This window comes from Roseibium aggregatum (genome assembly GCF_014692675.1).
GTDB classification, from domain to species: Bacteria; Pseudomonadota; Alphaproteobacteria; order Rhizobiales; family Stappiaceae; genus Roseibium; species Roseibium aggregatum_C.
This window is the reverse complement of sequence record NZ_JABFCZ010000005.1, coordinates 212,656-231,755: the sequence shown is the minus strand read 5'-3', so window position 1 is coordinate 231,755 and position 19,100 is coordinate 212,656. Positions and strand designations below refer to the sequence as shown.

The 19,100-nt window shown below is 60.9% G+C and carries 16 protein-coding genes; 7 read left to right on the top strand and 9 right to left on the bottom strand.

Going from position 1 to position 19,100, the window contains the following annotated elements; translation table 11 throughout:
* The first annotated feature begins 2 nt into the window (after positions 1-2).
* The 7 genes from HK439_RS05885 to mazG all read left to right on the top strand — a co-directional run bounded on the left by HK439_RS05885 (position 3) and on the right by mazG (position 7,285).
* The gene (locus tag HK439_RS05885) at positions 3-1,259 is read left to right on the top strand and encodes a Zn-dependent hydrolase (RefSeq protein ID WP_190290450.1); all 1,257 of its coding nucleotides are present in this window, start codon (positions 3-5) and stop codon (positions 1,257-1,259) included.
* Positions 1,260-1,389: 130 nt separating this feature from the next.
* Positions 1,390-1,677: a GIY-YIG nuclease family protein gene (locus HK439_RS05880; RefSeq protein ID WP_190290449.1), complete on the top strand. Its 288-nt coding sequence runs from the start codon at positions 1,390-1,392 to the stop codon at positions 1,675-1,677.
* A 223-nt stretch (positions 1,678-1,900) separates the two neighbouring features.
* Positions 1,901-3,355, top strand: a complete 1,455-nt coding sequence (gene hydA, locus HK439_RS05875; protein ID WP_190290448.1) for a dihydropyrimidinase — start codon at positions 1,901-1,903, stop codon at positions 3,353-3,355.
* Between the two features lie 121 nt (positions 3,356-3,476).
* A complete protein-coding gene (locus HK439_RS05870; protein WP_190290447.1) occupies positions 3,477-4,292 on the top strand; it encodes an ABC transporter ATP-binding protein in 816 nt (271 codons plus the stop codon).
* Positions 4,282-5,208 (top strand): ABC transporter permease, encoded by a 927-nt coding sequence (locus HK439_RS05865; protein WP_419247575.1) that lies wholly within the window; start codon positions 4,282-4,284, stop codon positions 5,206-5,208. The genes HK439_RS05870 and HK439_RS05865 overlap by 11 nt, the downstream gene beginning before the upstream one ends.
* A complete protein-coding gene (locus HK439_RS05860) occupies positions 5,205-6,359 on the top strand; it encodes an ABC transporter permease (RefSeq protein WP_235987621.1) in 1,155 nt (384 codons plus the stop codon). The genes HK439_RS05865 and HK439_RS05860 overlap by 4 nt, the downstream gene beginning before the upstream one ends.
* A gap of 104 nt (positions 6,360-6,463) precedes the next feature.
* Positions 6,464-7,285: a nucleoside triphosphate pyrophosphohydrolase gene (gene mazG / locus HK439_RS05855; RefSeq protein ID WP_190290446.1), complete on the top strand. Its 822-nt coding sequence runs from the start codon at positions 6,464-6,466 to the stop codon at positions 7,283-7,285.
* 15 nt (positions 7,286-7,300) lie between these two features.
* Here mazG and hflX read toward each other — a convergent pair whose 3' ends face one another.
* The 9 genes from hflX to dusB all read right to left on the bottom strand — a co-directional run bounded on the left by hflX (position 7,301) and on the right by dusB (position 18,968).
* Positions 7,301-8,677: a GTPase HflX gene (gene hflX / locus HK439_RS05850; protein ID WP_190290445.1), complete on the bottom strand. Its 1,377-nt coding sequence runs from the start codon at positions 8,675-8,677 to the stop codon at positions 7,301-7,303.
* Positions 8,678-8,938 (bottom strand): RNA chaperone Hfq, encoded by a 261-nt coding sequence (gene hfq, locus HK439_RS05845; protein WP_190290487.1) that lies wholly within the window; start codon positions 8,936-8,938, stop codon positions 8,678-8,680.
* Between the two features lie 205 nt (positions 8,939-9,143).
* The gene (locus HK439_RS05840; RefSeq protein WP_190290444.1) at positions 9,144-10,007 is read right to left on the bottom strand and encodes a D-amino-acid transaminase; all 864 of its coding nucleotides are present in this window, start codon (positions 10,005-10,007) and stop codon (positions 9,144-9,146) included.
* Between the two features lie 177 nt (positions 10,008-10,184).
* Positions 10,185-11,561: a Trk system potassium transporter TrkA gene (trkA, locus tag HK439_RS05835; RefSeq protein ID WP_190290443.1), complete on the bottom strand. Its 1,377-nt coding sequence runs from the start codon at positions 11,559-11,561 to the stop codon at positions 10,185-10,187.
* A 51-nt stretch (positions 11,562-11,612) separates the two neighbouring features.
* Positions 11,613-12,980: a sigma-54-dependent transcriptional regulator gene (locus tag HK439_RS05830; RefSeq protein ID WP_190290442.1), complete on the bottom strand. Its 1,368-nt coding sequence runs from the start codon at positions 12,978-12,980 to the stop codon at positions 11,613-11,615.
* A complete protein-coding gene (locus tag HK439_RS05825) occupies positions 12,970-15,225 on the bottom strand; it encodes a sensor histidine kinase NtrY-like (protein WP_209011581.1) in 2,256 nt (751 codons plus the stop codon). Before HK439_RS05825 ends, HK439_RS05830 begins: the two co-directional genes overlap by 11 nt.
* A 163-nt stretch (positions 15,226-15,388) precedes the next feature.
* Positions 15,389-16,828 carry a nitrogen regulation protein NR(I) gene (gene ntrC, locus HK439_RS05820; protein ID WP_190290441.1) on the bottom strand — a complete coding sequence of 480 codons (1,440 nt, stop codon included), beginning with the start codon at positions 16,826-16,828 and terminating at the stop codon, positions 15,389-15,391.
* 2 nt (positions 16,829-16,830) lie between these two features.
* Positions 16,831-17,985: a two-component system sensor histidine kinase NtrB gene (locus tag HK439_RS05815; protein WP_190290440.1), complete on the bottom strand. Its 1,155-nt coding sequence runs from the start codon at positions 17,983-17,985 to the stop codon at positions 16,831-16,833.
* Entirely contained in the window at positions 17,982-18,968 is a 987-nt protein-coding gene (dusB, locus tag HK439_RS05810) for a tRNA dihydrouridine synthase DusB (protein ID WP_190290439.1), read from the bottom strand. The genes HK439_RS05815 and dusB overlap by 4 nt, the downstream gene beginning before the upstream one ends.
* Positions 18,969-19,100: the final 132 nt, after the last annotated feature.

Below are 19,100 nucleotides of genomic sequence, written 5' to 3'. Positions count from 1 at the left end.
CAATGGCAGCTCCGGGTGAAAACCTGCGTATCAACGCCGACCGGCTGTGGGACAGCCTGATGGAAATGGCCAAGATCGGCCCGGGCGTTGCCGGCGGCAACAACCGTCAGACCCTGACCGATGCCGACAGCGAAGGCCGCAAGCTGTTCCAGAAATGGTGCGAAGAGGCAGGCATGACCATGGGCGTCGACACCATGGGCAACATGTTCATGACCCGACCGGGAACCGATCCGAACGCCCTACCCGTCTATATGGGCTCGCACCTGGACACCCAGCCCACCGGCGGCAAATACGACGGCGTGCTCGGCGTGCTCGGCGCGCTGGAGGCGGTTCGTTCCATGAACGATCTGGGCATCAAGACCAGACATCCGATCGTGATCGCCAACTGGACCAATGAGGAAGGCACGCGCTTTGCGCCGGCCATGCTCGCCTCCGGGGTTTTCGCCGGCGTCCATACCCAGGACTGGGCCTATGACCGGGAAGATGCGGAAGGCAAGACATTCGGTGACGAGTTGAAGCGCATCGGCTGGGTGGGCGACGAGGAAGTCGGCGCCCGCAAGGACAAGATGCACGCCATGTTCGAACTGCACATCGAACAGGGACCGATCCTGGAAGCCGAAGGCAAGGACATCGGTGTCGTCACCCACAGTCAGGGCCTGTCCTGGACGCAGGTGACCGTGACCGGCAAGGATAGCCACACCGGCTCCACGCCCATGCCCATGCGCAAGAACGCCGGCCTCGGCATGGCGCGTATCCTGGAACTGGTCGACGAAATCGCCTGGTCGCACAAACCGCACGCCGTAGGGGCTGCCGGCCACATCGACGTCTATCCGAATTCGCGCAACGTGATCCCGGGCAAGGTGGTCTTCACCGTCGACTTCCGTTCACCCGACCTTGCCGTCATCCAGGACATGGAAAAGCGCCTCAAGGAAGGGGCGAAGAAAATCTGCGACGACATGGGGCTCGGCGTGGAATTCGAGAAGGTCGGCGGCTTCGACCCGGTGACCTTCGATGAGGGCTGCGTGACGGCGGTCCGCAACGCCGCCGAACGGCTCGGTTATTCGCACCGGAACATCATTTCCGGCGCCGGCCACGACGCCTGCTGGATCAACAAGGTCGCCCCGACCGCCATGATCATGTGCCCCTGTGTCGACGGCCTGTCCCACAACGAGGCGGAAGAGATCACCAGGGACTGGGCCAAGGCCGGTGCCGACGTGCTGTTCCACGCGGTCGTCGAGACGGCGGAGATCGTGGAGTGACGAACTGAACGAAATTCCATGGCTCTCCGGGCTTAGTACAACCTATCAATAGTCATCCCGGACGAACGCAGTGAGATCCGGGACCGGAGAGCCAAGGGCTTTCCTCAGTAAAACAGGAGATCAAACAAGCTTGCCCGCGTGGGTCTATATCCTTGCGTCGAAACCGTATGAAACGCTCTACACAGGCGTGACCACTGATCTGCCTCGACGGGTATATGAACATCGCTATGATCTCATTCCCGGTTTCACGTCGAAATATAGGGTGAAAAGTCTGGTCTGGTACGAGGAACATGCGGATCTGCAAGAGGCGATCCAGCGGGAGAAGCAGATCAAACGCTGGAGACGGCAATGGAAGTTCGATCTGATTGAAAAGATGAACCCGGAATGGCGAGATCTGTATGAGGAATTGAACCGGTAAGGAGAGGCCTTGGCTCGCCGGTCCCGGCTCTCCGGCTTCGCCTGCGGCCGGGATGACTATGGAGAGGAAGGCATTTGTACCTCTGACTAGTCATCCCGGACGAACGAAGTGAGATCCGGGACCGGAGAGCCACGATTATATTTTTGGATGCGCTAGGCCCGGACATGAACCGGGACAGAGAGACAGACAGAAGCTGACAGCGGAACAACAAAGGGGAACAGCGATGACCAGAGTTATCAAGGGCGGAACGATTGTCACCGCCGACCTGACCTACACGGCAGATGTGAAGATCGAGGGCGGAAAGATCGTCGAGATCGGACCGAACCTGTCGGGTGACGAGACGCTGGATGCGACCGGCTGTTACGTGATGCCGGGCGGGATCGATCCGCACACCCACCTGGAAATGCCCTTCATGGGGACCTATTCCTCCGACAACTTCGACAGCGGCACGCGCGCGGCCCTTGCCGGCGGCACCACCATGGTGGTCGATTTCGCCCTGCCCGCGCCCGAGCAGTCGCTGCTGGAAGCGCTGCAGATGTGGGACAACAAGTCGACGATGGCCCATTGCGACTATTCCTTCCACATGGCGATCACCTGGTGGGGCGAGCAGGTCTTCAACGAAATGGAGACCGTGGTCCGCGAGCGCGGCATCAACACCTTCAAGCACTTCATGGCCTACAAGGGCGCGTTGATGGTGAATGACGACGAGATGTACGCCTCGTTCTCCCGCTGTGCCGAACTCGGCGCCCTGCCCCTGGTCCACGCGGAAAACGGCGACGTTGTCGCCTCCCTGCAGCAGAAACTGCTGGCGGAAGGCAACAACGGTCCGGAAGCCCACGCCTATTCGCGTCCGCCGGAAGTGGAAGGCGAAGCCACCAACCGCGCCATCATGATCGCCGACATGGCCGGCGTGCCGGTCTATATCGTTCACACCTCATCGGAACAGGCCCATGAGGCAATCCGCCGGGCCAGGCAGAACGGCATTCGCGCCTATGGTGAGCCGCTGATCCAGCACCTCACCCTGGACGACAGCGAATACAAGAACCCGGATTGGGATCATGCCGCACGCCGGGTGATGTCGCCGCCGTTCCGCGACAAGAAGCATCAGGATTCGCTCTGGGCGGGGCTCCAGTCCGGTTCGCTGCAGGTGGTCGCAACCGACCACTGCGCCTTCACCACCGACCAGAAGCGCTATGGCGTCGGCGACTTCACCAAGATCCCGAACGGCACCGGCGGCCTGGAAGACCGTCTGCCGATGCTGTGGACCTACGGTGTCGGCACCGGCCGGCTGACGCCGAACGAGTTCGTCGCGGTCACCTCCACCAACATCGCCAAGATCCTGAACGTCTATCCGAAGAAGGGCGCGATCCTGGTCGGCGCAGACGCGGATATCATCGTCTGGGATCCGGAAAAGGAAAAGACGATCTCCGCGGCCACCCAGGAATCGGCGATCGATTACAACGTCTTCGAAGGCAAGAAGGTCAAGGGCCTGCCGCGCTACACGCTGACCCGCGGCCGGATCGCCGTCGACGACGGCAAGGTCATTCCGCAGCAGGGTCACGGCGAGTTCGTCAAGCGCGATCCGTTCCAGGCGGTCAACAAGGCCCTGTCCACCTGGAAGGAACTGACCGCACCGCGCAAGGTGGAACGCACCGGCATTCCGGCAAGCGGCGTCTGACCGATCATCCGCCAATTTCCCGCGCCTTCTCCACGGGGAATGGCGCGGGATGACCCGTGACAATTGCCGGGAAACCGGCCAAAAAACGACAAGACCAGATTTCAGGGACACCGGGACAGACATGAACCAGGCGGCCACGGCAGCAGCGGACGCATCCGCAAAACCGGTCATCGACATCGAAAAGCTGTCGCTTACCTTCCAGACCAACGACGGCCCGGTGCACGCGCTGTCGGAGATCGAGCTGAAGATCGAGGAAGGCGATTTCGTCTCCTTCATCGGTCCTTCGGGCTGCGGCAAGACCACCCTGCTCAGGGTGATCGCCGATTTGGAACAGCCGACCGCCGGATCGATCTCGGTGAACGGCCTTACGCCCCACGAAGCCCGGCTCAAGCGCGCCTACGGCTACGTCTTCCAGGCGGCCGCGCTTTATCCGTGGCGGACAATCGCCGGCAACATCGCTTTGCCGCTTGAAATCATGGGACTGTCCAAGGCCGAACAGCAGCAGCGGATCGCCCGGAACATGGAGCTGGTGAACCTCGCCGGTTTCGAGAAGAAATTCCCCTGGCAGCTTTCCGGCGGGATGCAGCAGCGCGCCTCGATCGCGCGCGCGCTTTCTGTCGAGCCGGACCTGCTTCTGATGGACGAACCCTTCGGCGCGCTCGATGAGATCGTCCGCGACCATCTCAACGAACAGCTGCTGCAACTCTGGGCCAAGACCAACAAGACGGTGGTCTTCGTCACCCACTCCATTCCCGAAGCCGTGTTCCTGTCGACCAAGATCGTGGTGCTGTGCCCGCGTCCGGGCCGGATCTACGACGTCATCGAAAGCGACCTGCCGCGCGACCGCACTCTGGACGTCCGCGAAACGCCGGAATTCCTGAAGATCGCCCACCGGGTGCGCGAAGGCCTGCGTGCGGGGCATAGTTATGACGACTGATACCGCCATCTCCCCTCCCCGCAACCTGTCCCCCTTCGCCGGTCTGATGCGTGGCACGGCCGGGCCGGTGATTCTCGTCGTCGCGGTGATCTTCGCGATCTGGTACCTGGCGGCTGTTCTTCTGAATACGCCGTTCCAGGAAGGAATTTATGAGCGCGCCGGTCAGACGGATGTGCCGATATCCCAATTGATCACCGATACGCTTGCGCAGGAACGCCCGGTCTTGCCGGCGCCGCACCAGGTGGTCGAGGAAATTTACAAGACCACAGTCCTGAAGAAGATCACCTCCAAGCGCTCGCTGATCTTTCATACCGGGATTACGCTGTCCTCGACCATGCTCGGCTTCGTCATCGGCACGGTGCTCGGCATTCTGCTGGCCATCGGGATCGTGCATTCACGCGTGCTCGACAAGAGCCTGATGCCCTGGGTGATTTCCTCGCAGACGATCCCGATCCTGGCGATCGCGCCGATGATCATCGTGGTCCTGAATGCGGTCGGGATTTCCGGGCTGCTGCCCAAGGCGATGATTTCCACCTACCTGTCATTCTTCCCCGTGACCGTCGGCATGGTGAAGGGGCTTCGCTCGCCGGAAATCATTCATCTGGACCTGATGCACACCTATAGCGCCTCGCGGGCGCAGACCTTCTGGAAGCTGCGCTTCCCGTACGCGGTTCCCTATCTCTTCACCTCCATGAAGATCGGCATTGCCGCGTCTCTGGTCGGCGCCATCGTCGGCGAACTGCCGACCGGGGCGGTTGCCGGTCTGGGCGCGCGTCTCCTTGCCGGATCCTACTACGGTCAGACGGTCCAGATCTGGTCCGCCCTGATCATGGCCGCCTTGCTCGCCGGCTCCCTCGTCGGCATCGTCGGCATGATTGAAAAACTGACCCTGAAACGCATGGGAATGGCGCGATGACCGCAGCACCCGCAAAACCTGCCCGCAAGAGCCGCTTCGACATGCCGGCCATCCTCGCCTGGGGCATCGTCGTCCTGGTCGTCATCGGACTGTTCAGCCCGGTGTTCAAGCCGGATATCAGCGTTATGGAAGTGCCGCGGCTGGCCATAGCGGCTTCCATTCTGGCCATAGCCGGTGTCCGTTACGAACTCGGCTTCATGCGCAACTGGTTCGGAGACCTGGCCCTGGGGGTAATCACCGCCATTGCCGCCACTTTCCTGCTCGGTACGATTGCCCATCATGCGGGCGAGGCCGGCCTGGGCTACTGGGCGCTGGTCGCCGCCACCTGGGCCTCTGCCTGGCTTTTCGTTGAACGGCTTGCGTCCTGGAAAAGCGCAACGCCTCTTTTCAACCGCCTGATCAATCTCGCAATCCCTGCCCTGTTCGGCATCACGATCCTGGTTCTGTGGCAGGCGGTCGTGACCGGCTTTGCGATCCCCAAGGTCCTGCTGCCCGCCCCTTCGGAGATCTGGCTGCGCCTGACCTCGTCCGGATCGATCCTGTGGGCGGATTTCCGGCAGACATTCATGAAGGCCGTGCTGTTCGGCTATGCGGCCGGGTGCGCATCCGGGTTCCTGATCGCGATCCTGGTCGACCGTATCCCGTTCCTGCGCCGGGGCCTTCTTCCGATCGGCAATCTGGTCTCCGCGCTGCCGATCGTCGGCGTCGCCCCGATCATGGTGATGTGGTTCGGCTTCGACTGGCCGTCGAAGGCGGCCGTCGTCATCATCATGACCTTCTTCCCGATGCTGGTGAACACGGTCTCCGGACTGGCCGCGTCCGACGCCATGCAGCGCGACCTGATGCGTACCTATGCAGCCGGTTATTGGCAGACGCTGTTCAAGCTGCGCCTGCCTATGGCCATGCCGTTCATCTTCAACGCGCTGAAGATCAATTCGACGCTGGCCTTGATCGGCGCCATCGTTGCGGAATTCTTCGGCACGCCGATCGTCGGCATGGGCTTTAGGATTTCAACCGAAGTCGGCCGGATGAACGTGGATATGGTCTGGGCGGAGATCGCGGTCGCCGCGCTTGCCGGATCGGTTTTCTACGGCGTGGTCGCCCTCATCGAACGGGCCGTTACCTTCTGGCATCCGTCGATCCGCGGCTGACGGAAAAACAGGGCAAACGCGGCCACCAACACCATGCCATGGCTTGACCATGGCATGCGTGCCGTTTCATGTCTTGAGGGACCTGATTTCCAAGAGGACCTTTCATGAAACCCGGCCGCGATATTTCCGTTCTCATCGACATCATGGCCGCGCTCCGGACGCCTGGAACCGGTTGTCCCTGGGATCTGGAACAGGATTTCTCGACGATTGCGCCCTATACGCTGGAAGAGGCCTATGAGGTGGCCGACGCGATCCGGCGGAACGATCTCGACAACCTGCGAGAAGAGCTGGGCGATCTCCTGTTGCAGGTCGTCTATCACGCCCGCATGGCGGAAGAAGATAAGCTGTTCGATTTCGCCGACGTGGTCGAAGGCATCACCAAGAAGATGATCCGCCGGCATCCGCATGTCTTCGGCGATGACGATGCCCGCTCGGCCGGCATGGCCAAGGGCATGTGGGAGCGGATCAAGGCGGAGGAAAAGGCCGAACGCAAGGCGCGCCGCTACGCCCTCGGTCTGCCGGAAGAAGAAAAAGGGTTCCTCGACGATGTGCCGGCCGCCTTCCCTGCCCTTGTCGAAGCGGAAAAGCTGCAGCGGCGTGCGTCCCGGGTCGGTTTCGATTGGGGCGCTCCGGGACCGGTTCTTGCCAAGATCAAGGAGGAGATCGGGGAGCTGGAGCGGGAAATCCTGGCTGACGGCGACACCACCCTGGAAATGGAAGACGAACTGGGCGACGTGCTGTTTGCCGTCGCCAACCTGGCGCGCCATCTCGATATCGATCCGGAAGCGGCGCTGAGGCGCACCAACGGCAAGTTCCGCCGGCGTTTTGCGGCCATAGAGGCGGCGGCCGATGAGCGCCGGACGACGCTTGAGAAAATGACGCTGGAAGAAATGGAAGAGGTCTGGCAGGCGGCGAAAGGAAAATAGAGCCGCTCGGGCCGATCAGCTTTCCATATAGTCCTTGAACTTCGCGCGAAAAGGACCGCGCTGCTTGTCCGAGACCCGGACGGTGGCCTGGATGGTCTCCTCGCTGTCCTTGCGGTCCAGCACCTCCGCCATCTGGTATAGCTGCGCCAGCAATTCGCCGGCCGATACAGGCAGGACAACGGTAAAGGTGTCGTCCTTTTCCGCCATGAAGGTATCGATGCGGTTGTAAAGCTGGTCGATCCCATCGCCGGTCAGGGCGGACAGGGCGATCGGGCCTTCCGTGCCCTGCTCGGAGAGCAGTTTGTCGCGATAGGCCGGATCCAGGCAGTCGATCTTGTTCCAGACCTCGATAATCGGCGCTCCGGTCTGCGGGCTGACGCCGAGGTCTTCCAGCGTCTTTTTCACGTCTTCCGCCTGGGCATCGGTGTCCGGGTGGGAAATGTCGCGCACGTGGAGGATCAGGTCGGCTTCCAGCACCTCCTCCAGTGTTGCCCGGAAGGCGGCCACCAGATGGGTCGGCAGGTCGGAGATGAAACCCACCGTATCTGACAGGATTACTTCCCGTCCGTGCGGCAGGGTAATCTTGCGCAAGGTCGGGTCGAGGGTCGCGAACAGAAGGTCCTTGGCAAGGACGTCCGCCTTGGTCAGCCGGTTGAACAGGGTCGATTTGCCGGCGTTCGTATAGCCGACCAGAGCGACGGTCGGCTGGGGGATTTTCTTGCGTTTCTTGCGGTGCAGGTCGCGGGTCCGGCGAACGCCTTCAAGCTGCTTCTGCAGGGCGGTGATGCGGTCCTGGATCTGGCGGCGGTCGGACTCGATCTGGGTCTCGCCGGGGCCGCCCATGAAGCCGACACCGCCGCGCTGGCGTTCCAGGTGGGTCCAGGACCGGACAAGCCGGCTTTTCTGCCAGGTCAGGTGAGCCAGATCGACCTGAAGCTTGCCTTCCTTGGTGCGCGCGCGGTCGCCGAAAATTTCCAGGATCAGGCCGGTCCGGTCGATGACCTTGGTTTTCAGCCGGCGCTCCAGGTTGCGTTGCTGTATCGGGGTCAGCGGATGGTCAACGACCACAAGATCGACGTCCTCGGCCTCGACGATACCGGCAAGCTCGGACACTTTCCCCTCGCCGAACAGAGTTGCCGGCTTGGGATTGCTGATCTTGACGACACCGGACGAGACGATGTCCAGATTTATGGCCGCACTCAGCCCGACGGCTTCCTCCAGCCGCGCTTCGGGACTGCGGTTGGCACGCAAGTCCCCGTCCCCGCCTTCGCGGCGTTGAAAGAGGACGGGTTCCAGAATAAGCGCCCGGAACGGCTGTGGGCGCCGATCGATCCCTGTTTCAGTCGCGCCTTCTAATTTCGAAAAGTCGTCACTGCGAGACTTGGGTTCCAATCAGCTTCCTGCCTTTTCACCATTCTCTTCGCCCGGTTCGAACAACTGTACCGGACCATTCGGCATGATCGTGGAAATCGCATGTTTGTAAACCAGTTGCGAGTGCCCATCCCGACGCAACAGGACGCAGAAATTATCGAACCATGTGACCACTCCCTGCAGCTTGACGCCGTTGATCAGGAAAATAGTCAAAGGGGTTTTTTGCTTGCGAACGTGATTTAAAAAAGTGTCTTGCAAGTTTTGTGCGCGCTCAGCCATCAGTCTTTTTATCCTGTTTTTCCCCGGATGCGGCCGGGCATCCGGTTTTTCCTTAATACTTACCGCCGTTGGGGCCTTAAACACAAACGCCACCGCCCCTGGCGGCCTGCCCGTACCACATTTTACTGCTGATACCCTTTCTCGTTCAGAAAAGACATCATATCAATCCGGCTGCCTACTTGTAATTTAATCAGGTAGGCGAAAAAAATCATACTGCCTTTAAATCAGTAACAGTATGGAACAGCTGACGCAATCGGGTTGCAACCATTCCGGGATGTCCATTACCGATTACGGTATCATCGATCTTTACAACCGGCATGACAAGAGTCGAGGCCGCAGTGACGAAAGCTTCGCGGGCGCCATAGGCTTCCTCAAGGGAAAAAGCGCGTTCCTCAAAGGAAAGCCCTTCCTTTTTGGCAAGGTCGAGGACAGCGGCCCGGGTAATTCCCTTCAGAATGCCGGATTCCGCGGGCCGGGTGACCAGCTTGTTGTCCCTGGTAACGATCCACGCATTGGTCGATCCGCCCTCGGTGACATTGCCGTCCGCATCCACGTACCAGGCTTCCTTGCCGCCGGCTTCCTTGGCGTGCTGCTTGGCCAGCACATTGGGCAGGAGCGCAACCGTCTTGATGTCCACCCGCGGCCAGCGGTTTTCAGGGAAGGAAACCACGGAAATTCCTGCTTCCGCCTGTTTTTCCGCAGCAGCCGGGCTCGACGCCCGGGCGGTAACGACGATCGAGGGCGCAACGTCTTGCGGCGGAAAGAAATGATCCCGGCGCGAAACACCACGGGTGACCTGAACATAGACCATACCGTTATGGACCTTGTTCCGGCGCACGGTTTCGGCGAGCACGAATTCCAGGGCCTTACGGGCCATGGGCCAGCCAATCCTCAGTTCGGACAGGGATCTGCCCAGCCGGTCCAGGTGGCGCGGCATGTCGACGATGTTGTCTTTCCAGACCTCGCACACCTCATAGACGCCATCGGCAAACTGGTAGCCGCGGTCCTCCACATGGATGGCCGCATCCTTGTGGGGCACATACTGGCCATTTACATAGGCAATCCTGCTCATGATTACTCCTGATACGCCGGACCTACTGTTTGCGTACGAACAACATATCTCCGGACTTCCCGCCTGGAAATATCGTTGTTACATACCGCGAAACGGCACGCATTCGCCTTTAAGTCTCTGAAAATACGGGCCTGCGTCAAGGCGTCCGGCGCGGTTAGTCACCGCTTGATGAGATTATCAGAAGAATTCGATGCTCACCCTGAACATCTGTTCCACCTGACGCACACGATTGGCCATGGCGAAGATGACGATCCGGTCCTTCGCCTCGATCTGCAGGTCGCCATTGGGCGTAATCACCTTGCCGCCGCGGAACACCGCGCCGATGCGGATCCCGGACGGCAGGTCGATTTCCCGCAACGGACGACCGACCAGCGGCGATGTGTCGAGGGCTTCGGCTTCCACCACTTCCGCAACACCATTCTGCAGCGAATGGACCCCCCGGATACGCCCCCTGCGGACATGCTGCAGGATTTTTGAAATCGTGACCGCGCGCGGGTTGATGAAGGCGTCGATCCCCAGTGCGCTTGCAAAGGCCGGATAGCTGGGATTGTTGAGAAGCGACAGGTTGCGCCGGCAACCGAGTTTCTTCGCCATGACGGAGGCGAGGATATTCACCTCGTCCTCGTTGGTCAGCGCGACCATCGTATCCGCATCGCCGACATCGGCTTCGGTCAGGATGGTCTGGTCCAGGGCGCTTCCGTTCAGGATGACTGATCGCTTGAGTTCGTCGGCAATCGCGACGGCCCGGTCCCGCGAGGCCTCGATCATCTTGATCTTGGTGTTGCGCTGACGGGTTTCGAGCGCGCGGGCGACGTAAAGGCCGATGTTACCGCCGCCGGCGATGACGACGCGGTTTGCTTCCGGTTCCTCGTGACCGAAAATTCCCAGCGTGCGCCGGACCTGGTCGCGCCGGGCGACCACATAGGCCAGATCGCCGACAAGCAGGGAATCCGAACTCTTCGGGACGAAGAGGGAATTGTTCCGGTAGATCCCGACCACGACCGCGCCGAGATCGGGAAACAGTTCGGTGAGCTGGCGAAGGGGCGTGTCCACGACCGGGCAATCCTCCTCGCACATGATGCCGACAGCAACGACCTGGTCATCGGCGAAGCGAACGGTTTCCACAGCACCTGGCAGAGCCAGGCGGCGCAGCACCATCTCACCGACCTCGATTTCTGGAGAGATGACCACGTCGATCGGCATGTGATCGCGGGAAAACAGGCTCTGCCACCGTCCCTGCAGGTAACTTTGCGACCTGATACGGGCGACCTTGGTCGGCACGTTGAACAGGGAGTGCGCGACCTGGCAGGCGACCATGTTCACTTCGTCATAAAGGGTGACGGCAATGATCATGTCGGCCTCTTCGGCTCCCGCCTGGGCCAGAACATCGGGATGCGCGCCATGGCCGACAAAGCCGCGGACATCGAGCTGCTCGCCGATCGCCTTGATCAGCTTGGGCGAGGAATCGATGACGGACACATCGTTTTGTTCAGCCGCAAGGCGTTCGGCGATCCCGTAACCGACCTGGCCGGCGCCACAAATCACGACTTTCATTTGAGAAATGCCCTCTTGCCGTCGACGAAGTTTTCAACCTGATCCCGGGTATCAGGACAAGCCAAGCGTTTTGAGCTTACGGTGTAACGCAGAACGCTCCATGCCGACAAATTCCGCGGTGCGCGAGATATTACCGTCAAAGCGCTTGATTTGCGCCTGCAAATAATCGCGCTCGAAGATTTCCCGGGCCTCACGCAACGGTACCGACATCAGATGCTCGCCGCCGCCGGTTGTCGGGAGGTTCGGCAGCATGGATCCGATCTCGGCGGGCAGCAGATCCGCCGTGATCACGCTGTCCGGCTCGCCGCGGCTCAGGATCAGGAGACGTTCCACATTGTTGCGCAACTGGCGCACGTTTCCAGGCCAGTCATGTGTCTGCAAGACAGCCATGGCATCATCGCCGATCGGCCTCAAGGGAATCCCGGATGCGGTCGAGATCTGTTCCATGAAATGCTTGATGAGGATCGGCACGTCCTCACGCCGTTCGGCCAGACCCGGGACCCTCAGGGGAACAACGCTGAGCCGGTGATAGAGATCCTGCCGGAACAGGCCTGCGGAAATATGCTCTTCCAGGTTCTTCGACGTTGACGACAGGATCCGGATATCCACCTGAACCTTGGTGGCGCCGCCCACGCGGGTAAAACTCTGCTCAACAAGAACCCGCAGGATCTTTCCCTGGGTTTCCGCCGGCATATCGGCGATTTCATCCAGATAGAGCGTGCCGCCGTGCGCCTCCTCCAGCGCTCCGATCTTGCGCAGGCTGCCGGTATCGTCCTCGACCCCGAACAGCTCCTCTTCCATCCGTTCCGGCGTGATCGTCGCTGCATTCAGGACAACGAAGGGGCTTTTCGCGCGCGGCGACGAATCGTGGATCATGCGCGCCGCCAGTTCCTTGCCGGAACCGGACGGCCCGGTAATCAGGATCCGGCTGTTGGTCGCGGCGATCTTCTGGATCGTCTGCCGGAGCTGGTTGGCGGCGCTGGATTCGCCGATGATGGCGGAGGCGTCACCGGAACGCTGCTTCAGCTCGCGGATTTCGCGCTTCATGCTGGAAGCTTCCAGGGCGCGTTCGGTAATATGGATCAGCCGATCGGTCTTGAAGGGTTTTTCAATATAGTCGTAGGCGCCGCGTTTGATGGCGGAAACGGCCGTTTCGATATTGCCGTGCCCCGAAATGATGACGACCGGCAGATCCGGATCGGTCTCCTTGATGACATCCAGAAGGGCCAGCCCGTCAAGCCGGCTGCCCTGGAGCCAGATATCCAGAACGACGAGCGAAGGCCGGCGTTCCTTAATTGCCGCTATAGCCGTATCGGAATCGCTGGCCGTCCGGGTTCCGAAGCCTTCGTCATCCAGGATGCCGGCGATCATCTCGCGGATATCGGCCTCATCGTCAACTACGAGAATATCATGCGCCATCGGTCGTATCTGTCTGTTCGTTCTTGTTGTCGTCAATCATGTCCTCAGCCTTTTTGGACAAGGTGAGGCGCACCATCGTTCCGGTTTCCCCGATGGAGGTATCGGGGGCATCCAGCAATTCAATCGTCCCGCCATGGTCTTCCAGGATCTTGCGGACAATCGCCAAACCGAGCCCTGTGCCCTTTTCGCGGGTCGTCATGTAAGGTTCCAGAAGCCTCTGCCGGTTTTCTGCAGGCAAACCGACGCCATTGTCTGTGACGCTGATCACGACCTGCTCGCCGGTGTCTTCCAAATTCACATGTATCCGTCCATCGGGGAGATCCTCACCCGTCCGCCCCTCGATCGCCTCTGCGGCGTTCTTGATGACATTGGTCAGAGCCTGACCGATCAGCCGGGCGTCATAGGTCGCAAGTACCGGACCTTCCGGCAGGTTGGTCGTAATTTTTATGTCCGGATTACCGACGGTCTGCATGAAGGCTGCTTCGCGTACGGAATTCCGGATATCGGCTTCCGCCTTGCTGGGTTTCCGCATCCGGGCAAAGGAGGAAAATTCATCGACCATCTGACCGATATCGCCCACCTGGCGGATAATTGTGTCGATACATTGATCGAAGACACCGCGGTCCTCTTCCACCTTTTTGCCATAACGGCGGCGGATCCGTTCCGCAGACAACTGGATCGGCGTGAGCGGGTTCTTGATTTCGTGGGCGATCCGGCGCGCGACATCGGCCCAGGCCGAGTTGCGCTGCGCCGAGACCAGATCGGTAATGTCGTCGATCGTCACCACGTAGCCGTGTTCGCGGCGGGTGGAGAGTTCGCTCGTAATCCGCACGTTCAAGGTACGTTGCCGCCCGCCCAGGGCCATTTCGATCTGGGTTTCGTGGGACCGGCCGCTGTCTTCATGAAGGATCTTGCGGAGTTCTGCGCCAAGTTGCGGCACGACCTCTTCAAGCGGCATGTTGAGGATGGCGATTTCATCGACCCCGAGCAAATTCTGCGCAGACCGGTTGACGAGCATGATCCGCCCTTCCTCGTCGATCCCGATCACGCCGGTCGACACGCCGGACAAAACGGCTTCATTGAACCTGCGTCTTCGGTCGATCTGTTCGTTGGCGGCGAGCAGCGCGTCGCGTTGACCGAGCAGCTGGCCGGTCATCTTGTTGAAGGTCGCGCCGAGGTTGGCAAGGTCGCCCTCGGACTTGCGGGTTTCCACCTTGACGGCCAGGTTGCCTTTCGACACTTCATCGGCGGCCGAAATCAGGGTGCGGATGGGCGACACCAGCCGGTTCGCGAAGCCGAATCCGATCCAGATCGCCGACAGAAGCAGGATCAGCGCGACCCCGAGGTAAACCAGCGCGAAGGCGACCTGAACCCCGAACCGGCTCTTCTCCAGGACCCGATAGGACTTGGCGCCGTCTTCGGCCAGACGCAGATAGTCCACCACGCGCGGATCCATGGCGCGGGTGACGAACAGATAGAAGTCATCGTAGGCCGCAAGCTTCATGACGCCGCCGACCTGATTGGTCTTTCCAGGCGCGATCATGACGGGCGCATTGGACGCGGCGGCCTTCGGAAATATGCTTTTGGGCGGCAGCAGGATATCGGCCTTCGGATCGAGCACGATCCGGGTGACGACGGCGCCGTTCGAATTCAGGATGTAGGCGGCCTGCAGCCCACGCAGGGATACCTGAGCGGAAAAAAACGAGTCGAACCGGGTCGGCTCGTTCTTGTAGACGGTTTCCGCCCGATCCACGTCATTGGCCATGGCGATCAGATGGGCGCGCAGCACCTGCACGTGTTCCTGCAGGTAGGCCTGGGCCACGACCAGGGCATTGTCGATGATACGCCGCGTCCGGTCTTCGAACCAGCGGTCCAGGCCCTTGTCGAGCGTGAAGGTGGCAAGGAGTGCCATCATGATGGCCGGAACGGCGGCGATGACACTGAACAGCGCCACGATACGCACATGCAGCCGCGCAGCCGCCCGGCCCCGCCGCCGTGCGGTCCACAGCTTGTAGATTTGCAGCAGGATCTCAAGGACAAGACAGGTCGCCAGGGCGCCGTTGACCAGCATGGCGATCCAGACCACTTCCTGGGTCGGCGCGATGGGGGTCAGCCCCATCAGAATGGCGAAGGTAACGGCTATGGAAACCAGGGCGACAATCATGATCGCCAGCCCGATGCGACGCATCAGCTTGCCGCCGGTTACCTTGATCACCGCCGTTTCCTGGAGGCCTCCCAGTGTCATGTTCCCTCGTCACCCGGCGATAGGCACGGCCCGTGATTCCTCGGCCCGCACAATGAAGCTGCGGCACACTTACCACACAATGTTGCGAAATTGCGACAATGGCGCGGCTGCGACAATGCTCCAAGGGATTTTGGATCGCCCCGGCCGGAAATCCGGGGGTCTCCTACCGGAAGGCGCGCATGACCTGGATATCCAGGTCCCTGATTTTCTTGCGCAATGTATTGCGGTTTACGCCGAGAAGTTCGGCGGCCTTGATCTGGTTGCCCCTGGTGGCGGCGAGCGCTGCGCTGATCAGCGGGTACTCCACCTCCCGCAGGATCCGGTGATAGAGGCCCGGAGGCGGCAGGGATTCGCCATATTGCTCGAAATAATTCCCGAGATAACGCTCGACCGATGCTCCGAGATTGATGTTCTCGGATTCTTCCTCCTCCAACGCCGAAACGGTCGGCTGGCTGAGTTCGTGTTCCAGCAGCGCTTCGCCGATAACATCCTGCGGATAGAGGGCGGCAAGGCGGCGGACCAGGTTTTCCAGCTCGCGCACGTTCCCGGGCCAGCGGTAGCGGCGCAGCAGGTTGAGCGCAGCCTGGTCCACCTGTTTCGGCGGCAGACCTTCCTTTTCCGCAAGCTGGAAGAAATGGCGGACAAGGTCGGGGATGTCTTCCACGCGTTCGCGCAGCGGCGGGAGACGGATCGGCACGACGTTCAGGCGGAAATAGAGATCCTCGCGGAACAGGCCCTGGTTGATGAGCTGGCGCAGGTCCTTGTTGGTCGCGGCGATGATCCTGACATCGGTCTTGATCGGGGTGCGGCCGCCGACTGTGGTGTATTCGCCCTGTTGCAGGACGCGCAACAGCCGGGTCTGGGCTTCCATCGGCATATCGCCGATCTCGTCGAGGAACAGGGTGCCGCCGTCGGCCTGCTCGAAGCGGCCGGAACTGCGAACCTGCGCGCCGGTGAAGGCGCCCTTCTCGTGACCGAAGAGTTCCGCTTCGATCAGGTCGCGCGGAATGGCGGCCATGTTGATCGCCACAAACGGTCCGTTGCGCCGTTTGCCGTAGTCGTGGAGCGCCCGGGCGACCAGCTCCTTGCCGGTGCCGGATTCCCCGTTGATCATGACGGTCAGGTCGGTCTGCATCAGCCGGGCCAGCACCCGGTAGATTTCCTGCATTGCCGGCGACCGGCCGACCAGCGGCATGCCCTCGCCGATATCGTCGATGTCGACCGGTTTCTTGACCTTCGGCTCTTCCAGGGCGCGGCTGACGATGCTCGTCAGTTCCTTCAGGTCGAAGGGCTTGGGCAGATATTCGTAAGCACCCTTCTCGGACGCCTTGATGGCGGTCATGAAGGTGTTTTGCGCGCTCATGACAAGGACGGGCAGTTCCGGGCGCAGCTTCTTGATGCGCGGCAGAATGTCGAAGATGTTTTCGTCCGGCATGACGACATCGGTTATGACGAGATCGCCGTCTCCGGAACTGACCCAGCGCCACAGGGTGTTGGCGTTGGACGTCAGGCGAACCGTGTAGCCGGCCCTGGAGAGGGCCTGGTTGAGCACGGTACGGATGGCAGCGTCATCATCAGCGACGAGAATGGTGCCAGTTGGCATGGTCAATCGTTCCTGTCAGTGGAGGGCGCGCCGTGAACGGGCGTATCCGGGTCGGTATAGGCAGGCATCAGGATGCGGAATACGGTCTTGCGCGGCTGGCTGTCGCATTCGATCACGCCGCCGTGGTCGCCGATGATCTTGGCGACCAGCGCAAGGCCCAGTCCCGAGCCGTTGGTCTTGGTGGTGATAAACGGTTCAAACATGTGGGGAAGCAGATCTTCCGGCACGCCGGGGCCGTTGTCCTGAACACAGAACTCCAGCGGCAGGCTGACCTTGTGCTCGGTTCCGGGAACGGACAGGCGGACGCCGGGACGGAACGCCGTCGAGATCCGGATTTCGCCGTCCGGATCGTCCCCGATCGCCTCACTGGCGTTCTTGATCAGATTCAGGAAGATCTGAATCAACTGGTCCTTGTTGGCATAGACCGGCGGCAGTGACGGATCGTATTCCTCGATGATCTTGATATTGCGCGCAAAACCGCTGTCGGCGAGCCGTTTGACGTGATCGAGCACCACATGAATATTGACCGGCTCACGTTCGATCGGGCGTTCGTCGGAAAACACTTCCATCCGGTCGACGAGCTTGACGATCCGGTCGGTCTCGTCGGTGATCAGCCGGGTGAGCGCGCGGTCCTCGTCCGGGACCGATTGCTCCAGAAGCTGGGCCGCGCCGCGAATGCCGGAAAGCGGGTTCTTGATTTCATGGGCGAGCATGGCCGCAAGGCCTGTCACCGTGCGGGCCGCTCCCCTTGATGTCAGCTGCCGGTCGATCTTCTCCGCCATGGTGCGCTCCTGGAACATCAGGACCACGGCGCCGGGGCGGTCGGAAACGGGAGCGGCGTTGATATCGACGATTTTCGGGGCGCCGATCCGCGGGGAACCGATGTCGACCTTGTATTCGTTGACCGGTGCGCCGCGTTCGCGAACCTGTTCGATCAGGGTCAGAAGCGGGCTGCCGAAGGGAACGAAATCGCTGATCGGATGACGCCTTAAAAAGGCGACGCTGGACCGCATGAAAATTTCGGCCGCCATATTGGCCGACTCGATGACGCCGTCCGGGGCAACCAGAAGGACCGGATGCGGCAAGGCATCCAGTATGGTGGGGCCATCGCTTGCAAGGGCTGCCGTGCGGCCCTCGGCCATTGCTTGAGGCGTCATGCGGCACTCCGTTGATCGAGCGTGGAAAACAGGGTTTCCGTAAGACGGATAACTTCGGCAGGGTTGTTTGAGGTCATCAGGGTTTTCCGCAAGCCTGACCGGGAAGGTACGCCCCCTGCCCCGTCGAGATACCAGCCGAGATGCTTGCGGGCGATCCGCATGCCCGGCATTGCGCCATAGTGTGAAAGCATGTCTTCGTAGTGGGCGATGACCATATCGGAGAGTTCAGCTCCGGTCGGGTCGGCCAGACGTTCACCGGTCGCCAGATAATGGGCCACGTGCCCCGGGAGCCACGGGCGGCCGTAGGCGCCACGGCCAATCATCACGGCATCGGCGCCGGAAGCGGCCAGCATGGCGTCGGCATCGTCGTAGCCTAGGCAGTCGCCATTCGCGATGACGGGAATTGAAATCGCATCCTTGACCCGGGCAATTGCGTGCCAATCGGCCTTGCCCTTGTAAAACTGGCAGCGGGTGCGGCCATGTACGGTGACGAGCTGAATGCCGGCGGCTTCCGCCCGCCTTGCCAGGTCTGGGGCATTGATGCTGGTGTCATCCCATCCAAGACGCATTTTCAGCGTGACGGGAATATCCACGGCGGCAACCGTTGCCTCGATCAGGGTCAGGGCATGATCGATATCGCGCATGAGTGCCGAACCGGAATAGCCGCTCGTCACCTTTTTGGCGGGACACCCCATGTTGATGTCGATAATATCGGCGCCAAGATCAGCGACGACCCTGGCCGCCTCGGCCATCCAGCGGGCTTCGCGTCCGGCGAGTTGCACGACATGAAGCCCGGTTTCCTGCGCATCGGCGCGCATTTCGGTTTCCGCATCGCCTTTGACAAAGGATTCGCTCGCCACCATTTCGCTGACGACCAGCCCTGCGCCGTATCGGGCGGCGATACGCCGGAACGGCAAATCACTGACACCCGACATGGGGGCAAGAACCGCTCGCCGGTCGAGAGTGTGACAACCGATGCGCATCAAAACTTGCCCTTGCGGAAGAGTGGGAGAAGCAACTTTGCTCATATCCTGTGCAGAATTAATTGTTGCCTATATAGTAGCCATTTTCCGCAGTGCGGCAAGAGGCAAATTGCCTAATCAACGACAACATGG